At 68.3% G+C, this 15,386-nt stretch carries 12 protein-coding genes; 5 read left to right on the forward strand and 7 right to left on the reverse strand.

The features are described 5' to 3' along the window. Together ACLD0W_RS06700 and ACLD0W_RS06705 are read right to left on the reverse strand one after the other, a co-directional pair. Positions 1-2,343: a Tex family protein gene (locus ACLD0W_RS06700; protein ID WP_410306701.1), complete on the reverse strand. Its 2,343-nt coding sequence runs from the start codon at positions 2,341-2,343 to the stop codon at positions 1-3. Positions 2,344-2,465: 122 nt separating this feature from the next. Continuing rightward, a complete protein-coding gene (locus tag ACLD0W_RS06705; protein ID WP_410306702.1) occupies positions 2,466-2,834 on the reverse strand; it encodes a PleD family two-component system response regulator in 369 nt (122 codons plus the stop codon). Between the two features lie 201 nt (positions 2,835-3,035). On the opposite strand from ACLD0W_RS06705, the gene ompR reads away from it, so the two are divergent. Further along, positions 3,036-3,746, forward strand: a complete 711-nt coding sequence (gene ompR / locus ACLD0W_RS06710) for a two-component system response regulator OmpR (protein WP_204427494.1) — start codon at positions 3,036-3,038, stop codon at positions 3,744-3,746. Positions 3,747-3,758: 12 nt separating this feature from the next. After that, positions 3,759-5,075 carry an ATP-binding protein gene (locus tag ACLD0W_RS06715; RefSeq protein ID WP_410306703.1) on the forward strand — a complete coding sequence of 439 codons (1,317 nt, stop codon included), beginning with the start codon at positions 3,759-3,761 and terminating at the stop codon, positions 5,073-5,075. 7 nt (positions 5,076-5,082) lie between these two features. Here ACLD0W_RS06715 and ACLD0W_RS06720 read toward each other — a convergent pair whose 3' ends face one another. Next, on the reverse strand, positions 5,083-6,282 hold the full coding sequence (locus tag ACLD0W_RS06720; RefSeq protein ID WP_410306704.1) for an MFS transporter: 1,200 nt from the start codon (positions 6,280-6,282) through the stop codon (positions 5,083-5,085). Between the two features lie 236 nt (positions 6,283-6,518). Between ACLD0W_RS06720 and ilvD the strand changes: the two genes are divergently transcribed. Continuing rightward, positions 6,519-8,195, forward strand: coding sequence for a dihydroxy-acid dehydratase (gene ilvD / locus ACLD0W_RS06725; RefSeq protein ID WP_410306705.1), 1,677 nt, complete (start codon positions 6,519-6,521; stop codon positions 8,193-8,195). A gap of 38 nt (positions 8,196-8,233) precedes the next feature. Here ilvD and ACLD0W_RS06730 read toward each other — a convergent pair whose 3' ends face one another. Then, positions 8,234-8,671 (reverse strand): carboxymuconolactone decarboxylase family protein, encoded by a 438-nt coding sequence (locus ACLD0W_RS06730; RefSeq protein WP_410306706.1) that lies wholly within the window; start codon positions 8,669-8,671, stop codon positions 8,234-8,236. A 114-nt stretch (positions 8,672-8,785) separates the two neighbouring features. Here ACLD0W_RS06730 and ACLD0W_RS06735 point away from each other — a divergent pair, with 114 nt between their 5' ends. Next, positions 8,786-10,201 (forward strand): PLP-dependent aminotransferase family protein, encoded by a 1,416-nt coding sequence (locus tag ACLD0W_RS06735; RefSeq protein ID WP_410306707.1) that lies wholly within the window; start codon positions 8,786-8,788, stop codon positions 10,199-10,201. A 229-nt stretch (positions 10,202-10,430) separates the two neighbouring features. Then, positions 10,431-12,653 (forward strand): DUF6351 family protein, encoded by a 2,223-nt coding sequence (locus ACLD0W_RS06740; protein ID WP_410306708.1) that lies wholly within the window; start codon positions 10,431-10,433, stop codon positions 12,651-12,653. 7 nt (positions 12,654-12,660) lie between these two features. Here the strand turns inward: ACLD0W_RS06740 and ACLD0W_RS06745 are convergent, their stop codons facing one another. The 3 genes from ACLD0W_RS06745 to ACLD0W_RS06755 all read right to left on the reverse strand — a co-directional run bounded on the left by ACLD0W_RS06745 (position 12,661) and on the right by ACLD0W_RS06755 (position 15,357). Next, positions 12,661-13,797, reverse strand: coding sequence for a PQQ-dependent sugar dehydrogenase (locus tag ACLD0W_RS06745; protein WP_410306709.1), 1,137 nt, complete (start codon positions 13,795-13,797; stop codon positions 12,661-12,663). A gap of 71 nt (positions 13,798-13,868) precedes the next feature. Then, the gene (locus tag ACLD0W_RS06750; RefSeq protein ID WP_410306710.1) at positions 13,869-14,528 is read right to left on the reverse strand and encodes a glutathione S-transferase family protein; all 660 of its coding nucleotides are present in this window, start codon (positions 14,526-14,528) and stop codon (positions 13,869-13,871) included. A gap of 28 nt (positions 14,529-14,556) precedes the next feature. Further along, complete coding sequence (locus ACLD0W_RS06755) at positions 14,557-15,357, reverse strand: glucose 1-dehydrogenase (protein WP_410306711.1); 801 nt, start codon at positions 15,355-15,357, stop codon at positions 14,557-14,559. Positions 15,358-15,386: the final 29 nt, after the last annotated feature.

Consider the following 15,386-nt stretch of genomic DNA (forward strand, 5'->3'; position numbering starts at 1 on the left):
TCAGCGCTTCTTCTGTTGCTCGAAGGCCTTGGCGAAGGCGGCGCCCAGGGCCCCCTGGCCCTGGGGCTGGGCCTGCTGGCCCCGGCCCTTGCCGGCCGGCCGCTGGCCGCCCTTGCGCGGACGCCCCTTGCCCGGCGCCGGCGCGCCGCCGGCGGCGGCCTGCTCCTGGTGCCGGTCGTCCAGGCGCATGGTCAGGCTGATGCGCTTGCGGGGCTTGTCCACCTCCAGCACCTTCACCTTGACGATGTCGCCGGGTTTGACCACGTCGTGGGGGTCTTCCACGAACTTGTCGGCCAGGGCCGACACGTGCACCAGGCCGTCCTGATGCACGCCGATGTCCACGAAGGCGCCAAAGTTGGTCACGTTGGTCACCGCGCCTTCCAGCATCATGCCGGGTTTCAGGTCGTTGAGGGTTTCCACCCCTTCCTTGAACTCGGCGGCCTTGAACTCCGGGCGCGGGTCGCGGCCCGGTTTTTCCAGCTCACTGAGGATGTCGGTGACGGTGGGCAGGCCGAAGGTGTCGTCGGTGAATTCCGCCGGTTTCACGGATTTCAGGAAGGGCGCGTCGCCGATCAGGTCCTTCAGCGGGCGGCCGTGTTTCTCGGCGATCTTCTCCACCACCGGGTAGGCTTCCGGGTGCACGGAGGAGGCATCCAGCGGGTTGTCGCCGTTCATGATGCGCAGGAAGCCGGCGGCCTGCTCGAAGGTCTTGTCGCCCAGGCGCGGCACCTGCTTGAGCGCGTCGCGGTTATTGAAGGCGCCGTTCTTCTCGCGGAAGCTGACGATGTTACCGGCGATGGTGGCGTTGAGGCCGGCGATGCGCGCCAGCAGCGGCGCGCTGGCGGTGTTCACGTCCACGCCCACGGCGTTCACGCAGTCCTCCACCACCGCATCCAGGGAGCGCGACATCTTCACCTGGCTCACGTCGTGCTGGTACTGGCCCACGCCGATGGATTTGGGATCGATCTTCACCAGTTCGGCCAGCGGGTCCTGCAGGCGGCGGGCGATGGACACCGCGCCCCGGAATGACACGTCCAGATCCGGGAATTCCCGGGCCGCCAGCTCCGAGGCGGAATACACCGAGGCGCCGGCTTCGGACACCATGATCTTCTGCATGGTCAGCTTGTCGCGCAGGGCCTTGACCAGTTCGCCGGCCAGCTTGTCGGTTTCGCGGCTGGCGGTGCCGTTGCCGATGGCGATCAGGTCCACGCTGTGTTTGGCGCACAGCTTGGCCAGGGTGGCGAGGGACTGGTCCCACTGGTTTTTCGGCTGGTGCGGGAACACGGTGGTGTGCTCCAGCAGCTTGCCGGTGGCGTCCACCACCACCACCTTGACGCCGGTGCGCAGGCCCGGGTCCAGGCCCATGGTGGCCTTGGGGCCCGCCGGCGAGGCCATCAGCAGGCTCTTCAGATTGCGGGCGAACACCTGGATCGCCTCTTCCTCCGCCAGCTCGCGCACCCGGCCCAGCAGTTCGGTTTCCAGGTGGGTATTGAGCTTGATCTTCCAGGTCCAGCGCATCACCTCGCCCAGCCAGGCGTCGGCGGCGCGGCCCTGGTCCTTCCAGTCCGCCACCTGGGTGACCATGGCCACGCAGGGGTGCGGCTCGGCGTTCTCCAGCTCTTCCGGCAGCACCATGGACACATGCAGCACGCTTTCATTGCGGCCACGGAACAGGGCCAGGGCGCGGTGGCTGGGAATCGCCTTCAGGGCTTCGTCGTGCTCGAAGTAATCACGGAACTTGGCGCCGTCGTCTTCCTTGCCGTCGGCCACCCGGGCCTGGACATGGGCGTTGTCCCACAGCCAGGTACGCAGCCGGGTCAGCAGTTCCGCGTTCTCGGCGAAGCGCTCCATGAGAATCTGCTTGGCGCCGTCCAGGGCGTCCTTGGCGGTGGCGATCTTGTGCTCTTCGTTCAGGTAGCCGGCGGCTTCCTGCTCCGGGTTCAGCGTGGGATCGGCCAGCAGCGCCTCGGCCAGCGGTTCCAGGCCCGCTTCCCGGGCGATCTGCGCGCGGGTGCGGCGCTTCGGCTTGTAGGGCAGGTACAGATCTTCCAGGCGCGTCTTGGTGTCCGCCTCCTTGATCGCCTTTTCCAGTTCCGGGGTGAGCTTGTCCTGCTCGGCGATGCTTTTCAGGATGGTGTCGCGGCGCTCTTCCATTTCCCGGAGGTAGCGCAGCCGCTCCTCCAGGTTGCGCAGCTGGGTGTCGTCCAGACCGCCGGTGGCTTCCTTACGGTAGCGGGCGATGAACGGCACGGTGGCGCCTTCGTCGAGCAGCGCCACGGCGGCGGCCACCTGACGGGGCTGGGCATTGAGTTCCTGGGCGATGATCTGTTCGATGCTTTGCATGGAGATTCCTGGCTTGCGCGGCGGCGCGCGCGGCGCGAAGGCGTGTAAACGAAAACGACCGGAATCATAGGGAATGACTCCGGTCGTTCATAGATTGACTTGACGGGGCGGGGTGTGGTTGCTCAGCGGTTGCCCAGCACCTTGGTGATCATCGCCGCCAGCTCGCCGTCCTTCGGCGGTTTCACGATGTAGCCGGCGGCGCCCTGGCGCTCGCCCCACACCTTGTCGGTTTCCTGGTCCTTGGTGGTCACCAGAATCACCGGGATACGGCTCAGCTCGGCGTCCTTGGCGATCTTGCGGGTGGCCTGGAAGCCGTTCAGCTCCGGCATCACCACGTCCATCAGGATCAGGTCCGGTTGTTCGCTGCGGGCCTGCTCGATGCCCTGCATCCCATTGCTGGCGGTAATCGCCTGATGGCCCTGGCTCTCCACCATTTTCACCAGGTTGGTCAGCTGGGTGGGGGAATCGTCCACCACGAGAATCTTCGCCATTGTGCTTGGTCTCCTTATCGCCGGCGCAATCATAGCAAGGGGCGGCCGGCGCGTAACTTGATGAAAAGCGGCACTCCCTGCCAATTTACGTCACCGCGCGCTGCGGACGGCGGTAATCTTTCTATACAATCTAGCCCGGCGCCGGGCTTGCCGGGAGCGGCGGCGGCGGGTAAACCGGGCCGGTGGACAGCGAGGAGCACCATGAGCGAACAAGTGGAAAAGATTCTGGTGGTGGACGACGACGCCCGTCTGCGCGGCCTGCTGCAGCGTTTTCTCGAAGAGCAGGGCTACGCGGTCAAGGCGGTGGCCGACGCGGAACAGATGGACCGCGCCCTGTCGCGGGAAATCTACTCGCTGATGGTGCTCGACCTGATGCTGCCCGGCGAGGACGGCCTGTCGATCTGCCGGCGCCTGCGCGACGAGGACAACAACCTGCCGATCATCATGCTCACCGCCAAGGGCGACGACGCCGAGCGCATCGAGGGCCTGGACGCCGGCGCCGACGATTACCTGCCCAAGCCGTTCAACCCCAAGGAGCTGAGCGCCCGCATCCGCGCGGTGCTGCGCCGCCATGTGCGTGAAGTGCCCGGCGCCCCCAGCAAGGAGGAATCGGTGGTGCAGTTCGGCCCCTGGAGCCTGGACCTGGGCAACCGCACCCTGGCCCGCGAGGGCGACCCGCAACCGCTCACCACCGGCGAATTCGCGGTGCTCAAGGCGCTGGTGCAGAACCAGCGCGAACCGCTCACCCGGGACAAGCTGATGAGCCTGGCCCGGGGCCGCGAATGGTCCGCCATGGAGCGTTCCATCGACGTGCAGGTGTCGCGGCTGCGCCGCCTGCTGGAAGACGACCCGTCCAAGCCCCGCTACATCCAGACCGTGTGGGGCGTGGGCTATGTGTTCGTGCCGGACTGAGCCGGCGCCCCCATGGCCCGCTTCCTGCCCAAGACCGCCTTCACCCGGGCCGCGCTGATCGTCGGCCTGGTGATCGGACTCAGCCAGGGCGTCACGCTCTGGTTCTTCGCCCGCAACGCCTACCTGCCCGGTATCCGCGAGTACGCACGGCTCACCGCCCTGCAGGCGGAACTGGTGTTTCCGCCGGACGGTGATGCGTCCCTGGGCCAGCGCCTGGGCGAGACCACCGGCATCGTGCCGGGCACGCCGCCGAAGTTTGGCGAGCCGCGCACTCTGGTGCTGTCCCGGCCGGTGATGGATCGCTTCCGCGAGGAACTGTCGGCGCGCCTCGGCGAGCACGCCACCGTGCGCCTGGAGGAGGACCGCCAGCCGATCCTGTGGGTCACGGCGCCCTCGTTCCAGGGCGGCTGGCTGCGGGTGCCGATGTCGTTCTTCCGCGACTACGACCGCTACCTGCTGCTGGGCTGGGGCGTGACCGTGCCGCTGCTGGCGGTGATCGGTGGCCTGCTGATCGCGCGCAGCCTCAACCGGCCGCTGCGGCGGCTGGCCCGGGTGGCGCTCAAGGTGGGGCGTGGCGAGGCGGTGCCGGTGCTCGACGACAGCACCGGCCCCACCGAGATCCAGGCGGTGAACCGGGCCTTCAACCGCATGACCAGCCAGCTGCAGCAGGCCCAGCGGGACCGGGCGCTGCTGCTGGCCGGGGTCTCCCACGACCTGCGCACGCCGCTCACCCGGCTGCGCCTGTCGGCGGAATTTCTCGACGACGAGGAGATGTCCCAGGGCATCATCGCCGACATCGAGGACATGGACGCCATCCTCGACCAGTTCATCGCCTTTATCCGCGACGGCGCCGACGAGCAGCCGGACTACGAGAACCTGAACAGCCTGATCGACGAGGTGGTGGCCAAGTACCCCATGGAGAAGCTGCGCATCCACCAGGAAGACGTGCCGCGCCTGATGCTCAAGCGGCTGACCGTGAAACGGATGCTCTCCAACCTGATCACCAACGCCCTGAAATACGGCGCGCCGCCGGTGGAAATCACCACCGAGGTGGACGACAACGCCCTGCGCCTGACCGTGCGCGACCACGGCAAGGGCGTGCGCGAGGCGGACATTCCGCTGCTGCTGCAGCCGTTCTCCCGGGGGGAAATGGCCCGCACCCTGTCCGGAAGCGGCCTGGGGCTGGCCATCGTCAAGCGCATCGTCGACATGCACCACGGCGAGATGGTGCTGGACAACCACCCGGAGGGTGGCCTGCGGGTGCGCATCCGCTTCCCGGTCACCGGCCAGCTGGTGCAGCCGGAACCGCTCTCCGCCGGCGTCCGTTAAGCCGCCTTCAAGCCGCCGGGGTGGCGCGCCGTTCCTGGCGCCGCCCGGCCAGGAAAATCAACAGCCCACCGATGGCCAGCGCCGCCCCCACCAGACCGGTGCTCGACCACACCGCGCCCTGATCGATCACCAGCCCGGCCAGCCAGGCGCCCAGCGCGTTGGCCATATTGAAGGCGGCGTGGTTGAGTGAGGCGGCCATGGTCTGGGCATCGCCGGCCACGTCCATCAGCCGGGTCTGGATGGTCGGTCCCAGGGCCATGCTGGTGCCCACCAGCCCCACGAACAGCAGGCCGGCGGCGACCTGGTTGGCGGCGAAGAAGAACAGCACCTGGATCACCGTGCACCACAGCAGGATGATCGGGATCGCGCGGACCAGGTTCCAGTCCGCCAGCCGCGCGCCGGCCAGGGTGCCGATGATGGTGCCGACGCCGAAAATGGCCAGCACCATCGGACCCAGGGATTCGGCCATGCCGGCCTGGCGGGTGAGGGTCGGCATCACATAGCTGAACACCGCGAACATGCCGCCGAAGCCGATGCTGGCGATGCCCAGGGTGAACAGCACCCGCTGGTTGACCAGCGCGCCCAGTTCGCGCACCGGGCTGGCGTCCGGGTCGGCGGCCACGAACGGCACGAACAGCCGCACCATCAGCGCGGTGGTCACGGCGATGCCCCCCACCGCCGCGAACGCCACCGGCCAGCCGAAGGCGTTGCCGGCCCAGGTGCCCAGCGGCGCGCCCAGCAGGATCGCCACGGTCAGCCCCATCATCACCCGGCCCACCGCCCGGGCGCGCTGATTCAACGGCACCGCGGCGGCGGCCACCAGGGCGGCGACCCCGAAGTAAGCGCCGTGGGGCAGGCCGGCGATAAAGCGCAGCCCCACGAACGACCAGAAACCGGGGGCCAGGGCGCTGGCCACGTTGCCCAACGCGAACACCAGCATCAGCCCGATCAGCAGGGTGCGTTTCGGCACCCGGGCCGCCAGGCAGGAGATCAGGGGCGCGCCCACCACCACGCCCAGGGCGTAGCTGCTGATCGCGTAGCCCACGTGTTGCGGGTCCACCGACAGGTCGCCGGCGATGCGGTTCATCAGCCCCATGATCACGAATTCGGTGGTGCCGATGGCGAAGCCGCCCAGGGCCAGGGCCAGCTCGGCGAGACGGGGGTGGGAAGCGACGGAAGGGGTATCCGCGCGGGAAGTGGAAGACATGCGCAAGCTCCGGACCGTGGGTAACGGGGAGAAAAGGGAAAGGGGCGGGTAAGCCCGAAAGCGCGCATTCTCTCAAAGCCCGGTGAACAAACGAAGTTGGTTTTGTCTATCGCCGGCATCGGCACCACCGCGTCGGGTGCGGGACCGTGGGCGACGTTTCGCCGGACTGGTATCCTGCCGGGTCAGCGCCCGCGCTCCACCCGACGCGGACGCCCCGATGCACAAGGAGACTGACGATGAGCGACGATCCCCGCCGCCGCTATTCCGCCCCGGTGGTGGATGGCATCGGCAAGGCACCGAGCCGTTCCATGCTGCGCGCCACCGGCTTTACCGACGAGGATTTCAAAAAGCCCCAGGTGGGCATCGCCTCCACCTGGAGCCGGGTGACGCCCTGCAACATGCACATCAACGGCCTCGCCGAGGAAGCCGGTCGGGGCGCCGACGCCGCCGGCGGCAAGAGCGTGATCTTCAACACCATCACCGTGTCCGACGGCATCGCCAACGGCACCGAGGGCATGAAGTACTCACTGGTGTCCCGGGAAGTGATCGCCGACTCCATCGAAACCGTGGCCGGCTGCGAAGGCTTTGACGGCCTGGTGGCCATCGGTGGCTGCGACAAGAACATGCCCGGCTGTTTGATGGGGCTGGCACGGCTCAACCGGCCCTCGGTGTTCGTCTACGGTGGCACCATCAAACCGGGCAAGAACCACACCGACCTGATCTCCGTGTTCGAGGCGGTGGGCGCCCACGCCAAGGGCGACAAGTCGCTGATCGAAGTGAAACAGGTGGAGGAAGAGGCGATCCCCGGCGCCGGCTCCTGCGGCGGCATGTACACCGCCAACACCATGGCCAGCGCCATCGAGGCCCTGGGCATGAGCCTGCCCGGCAGCTCCGCCCAGAACGCGGAGGACAACGACAAGCTGCAAGACTGCCGCGACGCCGGCGAAGCGGTGCTCAAGCTGCTCGATCTGGATATCAAACCCCGCGACATTCTCACCCGCCAGGCGTTCGAGAACGCCATCACCGTGGTGATCGCCCTGGGCGGCTCCACCAACGCGGTGCTGCACCTGATCGCCATGGCCCACACCGTGGATGTGGGCCTGGCCCTGGAAGACTTCACCCGCATCGGCAAAAAGGTGCCGGTGCTGGCGGACCTGCGCCCCAGCGGCCACTACATGATGAGCGAGCTGGTCGCCATCGGCGGCATCCAGCCGTTGATGAAAATTCTGCTCGACGCCGGCCTGCTGCACGGCGACTGCCTCACCGTCACCGGCAAGACCCTGGCGGAAAACCTGCGAAACGTGGCGCCCTATCCCGAGGAGCAGGACATCATCCACGCCCTGGATAAGCCGATCAAAAAGGACAGCCACCTGCGCATCCTCTACGGCAACCTGGCGCCCACCGGCGCGGTGGCCAAGATCACCGGCAAGGAAGGCACCTTCTTCAAGGGCACCGCCCGGGTGTTCCACTCCGAGGAGGAAGCCACCGACCGCATCATGGACGGCACCGTGGTGGCCGGCGATGTGCTGGTGATTCGCTACGAGGGCCCCAAGGGTGGCCCCGGCATGCGCGAAATGCTCACCCCTACCTCGGCGATCATGGGCCGCGGCCTGGGCCAGGACGTGGCGCTGATCACCGACGGCCGCTTCTCCGGCGGCAGCCACGGCTTCGTGGTCGGCCACCTGACCCCGGAAGCCCAGGACGGCGGTCCCATCGCCCTGGTGGAAACCGGCGACGAAATCATCATCGACGCCGAGGCGGACACCATCACGCTGAGCATCGACGACGCCGAACTGGAACGCCGCCGCGCCGCCTGGACCGCGCCGCCGCCGCGCTACACCCGGGGCGTGCTGGCCAAGTACGCGAAGACCGTCAGCTCCGCCTCCCTGGGTGCCATCACCGACGGCGACTGATCACGCCGCCGGGGCGGCGCGGGCTATTGCGGCGCGAGCTATTCCGGCTCGCGCCGGAAGCCCACGCTGAAGCGGTTCCAGACGTTGATCATGGCGATCAGGTAGGTCAGGTCGGTGCGCTCCTTCTCGGTGAAGTGGGTGGCCAGCCGCTCGTAGTCGCGGCTGTCGTCCACCGGCTCCGCCAGCCGGGTGAGCCGCTCGGTCCAGGCCAGGGCGGCGCGCTCGCGCTCGCTGAACCAGGGCGCTTCGCGCCAGCCGGCCACGGTATCCAGCACCTCGTCGGGCACGCCGTTCTTGCGCGCGTCGCCGGCGTGCATGTGCATGCAGAAGGCGCAGCCGTTGATCTGCGAGGCGCGCAGTTCCACCAGCCGCATCAGGCGTGGCTCCAGGCCGCTGGCGTCGTACACCTTCTTGCAGCCGAACAGATGTTTCATGGCGTCCGGCGAGGCTTTGAAGAAATCGAATCGGGCTTTCATGGGGCCTCCTTGAGGCGGTTTGGAGTGGGTACAGGCTCAGGGTAGAATTGAATTGGACTGCGGACAGGATCCAATTCCGTCTGTTTTACGGGACCAATTCAGCGAGGCCGGACGGTGCAGATTCATCTTTCCCTGGACGGGGCCGGCGGCCTCGGTCAGCGCCTCTACGAAGGCCTGCGGCGGGCTCTGCTCGACGGCCAGGTGCCGGTGGGGGAGCGGCTGCCGCCGAGCCGGGTGCTGGCGGCGGAGCTGGGCCTGTCCCGGCGGCTGGTGGTGGAGGCCTATGAAAGGCTGGTGGCGGAGGGTTTTCTCGGCGCCACGCCCGGTCGGGGCACCTTCGTACTGCGGGTGCCGCCGCCCCTGCCCCGGGCGTCGGCGCCGGCCGGCCCCGGCCCCGGCGCGCACTGGCGTTCGCCGCCGCCCTGGGGCGGCCGGCTGGCCCCGGGCCGGCACAACTTTCCCGGCGGCGTCACCGACCGGGCCCTGCTGCCCTGGGCGGCCTGGCGCCGGGCCATGATGGCGGCGCTGCGCGAAGCATCCCGGGACATCGGCTTCTACGGCGACCCGCGCGGCGAGGCGCCGCTGCGGCTGGCGATTGCCCGGTACCTGGGCTACAGCCGCGGCCTGGCCTGCGACAGCGATGCCCTGCTGATCACCCAGGGTGCCCAGCAGGGGCTGGATCTGCTGGCCCGGGTGCGGGTGGCCCCTGGAGACACCGTGGCCGTGGAAGAGCCCGGCTACCCGCCGGCCCGGGCTGTGTTCGAGGCCCGTGGCGCCCGGGTGGTGCCGGTGCCGGTGGACGACCAGGGGCTGTGCGTGGACGCGCTGCCCACCGACGCCAGCGTGGTCTACGTGACCCCCTCCCACCAGTTTCCCCTCGGCATGCCCATGAGCCTGGCGCGGCGGCTGGCGCTGCTGGCGTTCGCCCGCCGCCACGATGCCCTGGTGGTGGAGGACGACTACGACGGCGAATTCCGCTTCGAGGGGCGCCCCCTGGATGCTTTGAAGAGCCTGGACCGGGAAGGGCGGGTGGCCTACCTGGGGTCGTTCTCCAAGGTGCTGCACGCGGATCTGCGGCTCGGTTATCTGGTGATGCCGCCGGGGCTGGCCCCGGCCTTGCTGCGGGCGCGGGCGTTCAGCGACGGCTACCCGCCGCTGGTGACCCAGCGGGCGCTGGCGCGGCTGATGATCGACGGCGATTTCGCCCGCCACCTGCGGCGCATGCAGCGGCTCTATACGGTCCGGCGCCGCCGCTTGGGTGACGCCCTGGCGGCCCGCCCCGAGCTGTGGACGCCGCTGCCCCAGGTGGCCGGCATCCACGTGGCTCTGCGGTTCCCGGCGCCGGTCCCGGACCTGCCGGCGCGGCTGTCGGCCGCCGAGATTCGCGCCAACCCCATGGCACCGTTCCATATGGGCGAAGTTCTCCACGACGGGCTGTTGCTCGGCTTCGGGGTGATCGACGGCGACGCCATCGACCAGGGCGTCGCCGCCCTGGCGGAGGTGGTGGAGGGCGCGCTGGCATCCGGCTGACCGCATCCGGTCGACCGCATCCGACTCACCGCGCCCATGGGCCGCGCCGCCGGCGGCCGTCTCACTCCGCAGGTTGTTCACCGCTGTTTCAGTGCTTTTTCCCGATCTGTGCCTGTCTGCTCCGTTTTGATCGGCCTAGCCTCGAAGTGGCCGGTCGGTTGAGTCCGTGCCACCGGCGGGGCCCGAAGGCGCGGCCATCACGTATTACAACAAAACGACAAGAGGCACTATGAAAACGAAAAGCGAGAGATTCGATCGCTCCGGAGACGGGCTCAAAGGTGCCGTGATCGCCACGCTGGGTTTGTTGTTGCTGGCCTGTGGCGGTGGTAGTGATCACGATGACGTCGGCGAGGCACCGCCGGCGCTGACCCTGTCGGTGCTGTCCAGTGACCCGGGCCGGGTGACCGGCGGTGACATGCGCGTGCGGCTGCACGCCGGCGAGTCGCTGCGGCCGGCGGTGCGGGTGCGGGTGGACGGCGCCGAGCTGCCGGAGAGCCTCGACCTGCAGGCGCGCGACGGCGATCTGTCCGGCGTCATCTCGGGCCTGCCCCTGGGCCCCGCCCGGGTGGAAGTGGAGGCGACCACGGTGAACGGCGACGTACGACGCGCGACCATGGATGTGGTCAACCATCCCGCCGCCGGTCCGGTATTCTCCGGGCCGCACCTGATGCCGTTCGAGTGCCGCACGGTGGAATCCGACCTGGGCGCGCCGCTGGACGGGGATTGCTCGGTGGAAAGGCGGGTGGACTACTTCTACTTCAATCAGGCCGGGGAGCGCCTGGCGTTGGCCGATCCCTACGGCCCGCGCCCGTCGGATCTGGCCACCACCACCACGCTGGAGGGCGACACCGTGCCCTACATCGTGCGGGTGGAATCCGGCACCCTGAACCGCTCCATTTACCGCATCGCGGTGTTGGAAGACCCGACCGCCGAGGGCGCCTGGAACGACGGCGCCTGGAATGGCCGGCTGGTGTTCCGGCTGGGGGAGTCCACCGCCGCGCAATACAACCAGGGCGATAACGATTTCGGCGAGGTGTTCAAGGACAGCGCCGCCAGGACCGCCATTGCCAGCGGCTACGGCTACATCATTTCCACGCTCAATGTGAACAAGGTGAACGTCAACGACGTGGTCGCCGCCGAGACCATGATGATGGTCAAGGAGCGCTTTATCGAAGGGTACGGCGTGCCCCTGTGGATGGTCGGCCTGGGCGGCTCCGGCGGCGCCATCCAGCAAATGCTGATCGCGCAGAACTACCCGGGCCTGCTGGACGGTCTGCTGCCCGGCGCCGCCTTCCCGGATGTGTTCGGCACCGCCCAGGCGGTCTCCGATTGCCGGCTGCTGAATCGCTATTTCACCGCCCATCCGGCGGACGACGCCACCCGCCAGGCGTTCGAAGGTCATCTGCCCGGCACCTGCAGAAACTGGGACTTCGGCAACGGCGACGCGATCCTGGCCGACGACGGTTCAGCGTCGCCGGCGTGCGGTCTGCAGAACGCGAGCCTGGTTTATGATCCGGTCACCAACCCGGACGGCGTGCGTTGTTCCATTTACGACATCAATATCAATACGCTGGGCATCGATCCGGATACCGGCATCGTGCGGCGGCCACTCGACAACGTGGGCGTTCAGTACGGCCTGGAGGCGCTGCGCGCCGGCGACATTTCCGTGGATGAATTTCTCGATGTGAACGAAGGCGTGGGCGGCTTCGACGCCGACGGCAACCTGGCCGCCGAGCGCACCGTGGCCGGCTCGCAAGCGCTGGCGCTCGCCTATGCACGGGGCCGCGTGGGCAGCGGCGGTGGCGGCCTGGCCACCGTGCCGATCTTTCACCGCCGCTTCTACGCCGAGCCCGCCGGCGATATCCATACCATCTACAACGACATCCAGATCCGCGAAAAGCTGATCCGTGAGAACGGCAACGCCGACAATCAGGTGATCTGGCTGTTCCCGCGACCGGAGCTGGCGGTGCTCAGAGGCTTCGGGCAAGAGCAGCAGGAGGCGTTGTCCGAACTCAGCGAGCAGGTATCCCGGCAGCAGTTTGATCTGATGCGCCAATGGCTGGACGCGCTGGTGGCCGACCCGGCGCCGCTCAGCGCCGCCAAGGTGGTGGCCCACAAGCCCGCCACGGCGGTGGATGCCTGCTGGCGGGTGGACAACGGTGAGCGCGTCAACGAAGTGGCCACCTTCGACGGGGACGGGGTCTGCAACGGCCTTTACCCGAAAACGCCGACGCCGAGAATCGCCGCCGGCGGTCCCGTGGTCGACGACATCATCAAATGCGAGCTGCGGCCCACCGACGGTTTCGACTACGGCGAGGTGTTCTTCGATGGCGGTCAGTGGGACCGTCTCAACACGATCTTCCCCGACGGGGTCTGCGATTACAGCCGCAAAGGCGTGGGGCAGCGCTCCGTGGAGGGCACCTGGCTGGATTACTCCTCCGCGCAGCGCTAGCGGCGGGTCAGCCGCGCTGCTCCGGCGTCAGCCGCAGCAGCGCACCGTCCGGGCTGTCGGTCAGCAGATAGAGATGGCCGTCCGGGCCCTGGCGCACATCGCGGATACGATCACCGCGATCCGTCAGATAGCGAAGCTCTTCCACCGCCCGGGTGTCCTCGAAGCGCACCCGGTTCAGGTGGGTGAGTTTGAGGGCGCCGGATAGCACGTCGCCCCGCCAGTCCGGGTAGCGCTCGCTGGTCACGAACACCATGCCCGAGGGGGCGATGGACGGGGTCCAGTGGTGCAGCGGCTGGGCGTAGCCGTCTTTTTTCTCCTCACCGATGGACGGGCCGTAGTACTCGCGGCCGTAGGTGATCACCGGCCAGCCGTAGTTGACGCCGGCCTCGACCCGGTTGATTTCGTCGCCGCCCCGGGGCCCGTGCTCGTTGAGCCAGGGCTCGCCGCTGTCCGGATGCAGCGCCAGGCCCTGGGGATTGCGGTGGCCCCAGCTCCAGATTTCCGGCTGGGCATCGGCGTCGCCCACCAGCGGGTTGTCCTCGGGCACGCGGCCATCGTCGTGCAGCCGCAGCACGCTGCCGCCGTGTTCACTGTTGTCCTGGGCGCGCTCCCGCTGGCCCCGGTCGCCGACGGTCAGGAACAGATAGCCGTCGTCGTCGATGACGATGCGCCCGCCGAAATGCTTGGCGGTGTCGGTGCAGGCGCTCTCCGCCACGAACAGATCCTGGAAGTCCACCAGTTCACCGTCGCGGTACCTGCCACGGCCCACCGCCGTGGTGGCGCCGCCGTCGCCGCAGGCCTTGGCGTAGCTCAGGTAGAGCAGCTGATTGTTCTGGAAATCCGGATGGGGGAGCACGTCGAACAGGCCACCCTGCCCCTTGGCCACCACCGCCGGCACGCCGCTCACCGGCGTGTCCCGCAATTGCCCCTGGACCACCCGGCGCAGGGCGCCGCCGCGTTCGCTGATCAGCCATTCGCGGTCGGACAGCATCGCCAGCGACCAGGGCTGGTTCAGCCCCTCCACCACCCGCGTGGCGGTAAGGTCGGTGCGTTCCTGGGGGGTCAGTGGAGCATCCGCTCCGGCGCAGCCGGCCATCAGGACGGCGGACAGGGCGAGGGAGGGGGAGCAGAAGCGGGGCGGCATGGCGGACTCCGAAGGCTGAAGAAACAGCCATTGAGCATGCCACGCCGCCCAGGTGCCGTGAAGGCGGCGGTCTATTTGCCGCCGCGGGCGTACTTGAGGAATTTCGCCATGGCCGCGTCCCGGTCGGCGGCCACCTGTTTGGCGCTGTCACGTTCGTTGAGACGTTGCAGCAGCTCGGCGTTGCCCGGGGCCTCGGCCAGCAGATCCAGAGCAAACAGCTTGCCGGCCACCGCCTGGGCCAGATCGGCGCTGTACAGGAACACCACGTCCGCCGCGCTCAGCCGGTCGCCGGCCAGATAGGGCGAAAATGCCGCGCTGCGGCGCAGCGCGCGGATGCCCTTGAGCAGGGCCTCGCGGGTCTGGGTCTTGGTTTCCTCGCTGACCTGGCCGCCGAAGAACACTTCCGCATAGCAGCGCCGGGCCGGCAGTTCCAGATACAGCTCCACCATCTTGGCCAGCTGCCGGACGCGGGCACGCTGGAACGGCTCCGTCGGATACAGGGCCGGCCCCTGGCCCAGGTCGTCCAGGTATTCCAGGATCACGCTGGCCTCGGACAGATAACCGTGCTCGGTCTCCAGCACCGGCACCTTGCCCATCGGGCTGACCGCCAGTACCGGCTCTTCCTGGGCCGGGTACAGGGTGGCCTGTTCGAAGGGGAGGCCCTTTTCGAGCAGGGCGAATTTGACCATGTTCACGTAGTTGCTGGCGTCGAAGCCGTGCAGTGTCAGCATTGAAAACTCTCCCGAAAAACAAAAAAACTCAAAGGGCGGTGAGACCGCCATCCACCGCCAGCTGATGGCCGGTGACGAAGGACGAGGCGTCGGACAGCAGCCAGCGCACCGCCTGGGCCACTTCATCGGCTTCGCCGACCCGGCCGAGAGGGTGCATGGCGGCGTGGAAGTGGCGTTGTTTTTCCTCGCTGGCGTAGCCGGCGCGGGCCGCCTGTTCGATGGCGCGTTCCATCATGGCGGTGCGGATGATGCCGGGGCAGACCGTATTGACGCGGATCTTCTCGCGGGCGTACTCGGCGGCCACGCTCTTGGTCATGCCCACCACCGCGTGCTTGCTGCCGGCGTAGGCGGCGCGGCGCGGCGCGCCCACCAGACCGGCCACCGAGGCGGTGTTGACGATGCTGCCGCCGTGGGCGGCCATGGCGGCGGTCTGGTGCTTCATGCACAGCCACACACCTTTGACGTTGATCGCCATGACCCGGTCGAACAGGGCTTCGTCCACCTCCGCGACCTTGTCGTTCTCTTCCTCGACGCCGGCGTTGTTGAAGGCGCCGTCCAGGCGCCCGTAGGCGTCCAGCGTGGCCGCCACCGCCGCCGCCACCTGGTCGTCCCGGGTCACGTCCAGCGTGCAGGCCCGGGCGTCGCCGCCGGCGGCGCGGAGGGTTTCGGCGGCGTATTCCGCCGCCGCCCCATCAATATCGCCGAGCATCAGCCGGGCGCCCTCGGCGGCCAGCAGGTCGGCGGTGGCGCGGCCGATGCCGGCACCGGCGCCGGTGATCAGAATGACCCGGTCCTTCAGGGACGTGTCGCGTAGAAATGTCGAACTCATCGGGCTCCCCCGTTCATTGTTTTTTGAAA

This window comes from Alloalcanivorax sp. C16-1, assembly GCF_046507805.1.
GTDB lineage: Bacteria > Pseudomonadota > Gammaproteobacteria > Pseudomonadales > Alcanivoracaceae > Alloalcanivorax.

What these genes read in the sequence shown, in the direction of transcription:
- ACLD0W_RS06740 (WP_410306708.1), top strand. Translation starts at nt 10,431, where the DNA reads ATGAAAACGAAAAGCGAGAGATTCGATCGCTCCGGAGACGGGCTCAAA.
- ACLD0W_RS06720 (WP_410306704.1), bottom strand. Translation starts at nt 6,282, where the DNA reads ATGTCTTCCACTTCCCGCGCGGATACCCCTTCCGTCGCTTCCCACCCC.
- ilvD (WP_410306705.1), top strand. Translation starts at nt 6,519, where the DNA reads ATGAGCGACGATCCCCGCCGCCGCTATTCCGCCCCGGTGGTGGATGGC.
- ACLD0W_RS06705 (WP_410306702.1), bottom strand. Translation starts at nt 2,834, where the DNA reads ATGGCGAAGATTCTCGTGGTGGACGATTCCCCCACCCAGCTGACCAAC.
- ACLD0W_RS06700 (WP_410306701.1), bottom strand. Translation starts at nt 2,343, where the DNA reads ATGCAAAGCATCGAACAGATCATCGCCCAGGAACTCAATGCCCAGCCC.
- ACLD0W_RS06750 (WP_410306710.1), bottom strand. Translation starts at nt 14,528, where the DNA reads ATGCTGACACTGCACGGCTTCGACGCCAGCAACTACGTGAACATGGTC.
- ACLD0W_RS06745 (WP_410306709.1), bottom strand. Translation starts at nt 13,797, where the DNA reads ATGCCGCCCCGCTTCTGCTCCCCCTCCCTCGCCCTGTCCGCCGTCCTG.
- ompR (WP_204427494.1), top strand. Translation starts at nt 3,036, where the DNA reads ATGAGCGAACAAGTGGAAAAGATTCTGGTGGTGGACGACGACGCCCGT.
- ACLD0W_RS06715 (WP_410306703.1), top strand. Translation starts at nt 3,759, where the DNA reads ATGGCCCGCTTCCTGCCCAAGACCGCCTTCACCCGGGCCGCGCTGATC.
- ACLD0W_RS06755 (WP_410306711.1), bottom strand. Translation starts at nt 15,357, where the DNA reads ATGAGTTCGACATTTCTACGCGACACGTCCCTGAAGGACCGGGTCATT.
- ACLD0W_RS06730 (WP_410306706.1), bottom strand. Translation starts at nt 8,671, where the DNA reads ATGAAAGCCCGATTCGATTTCTTCAAAGCCTCGCCGGACGCCATGAAA.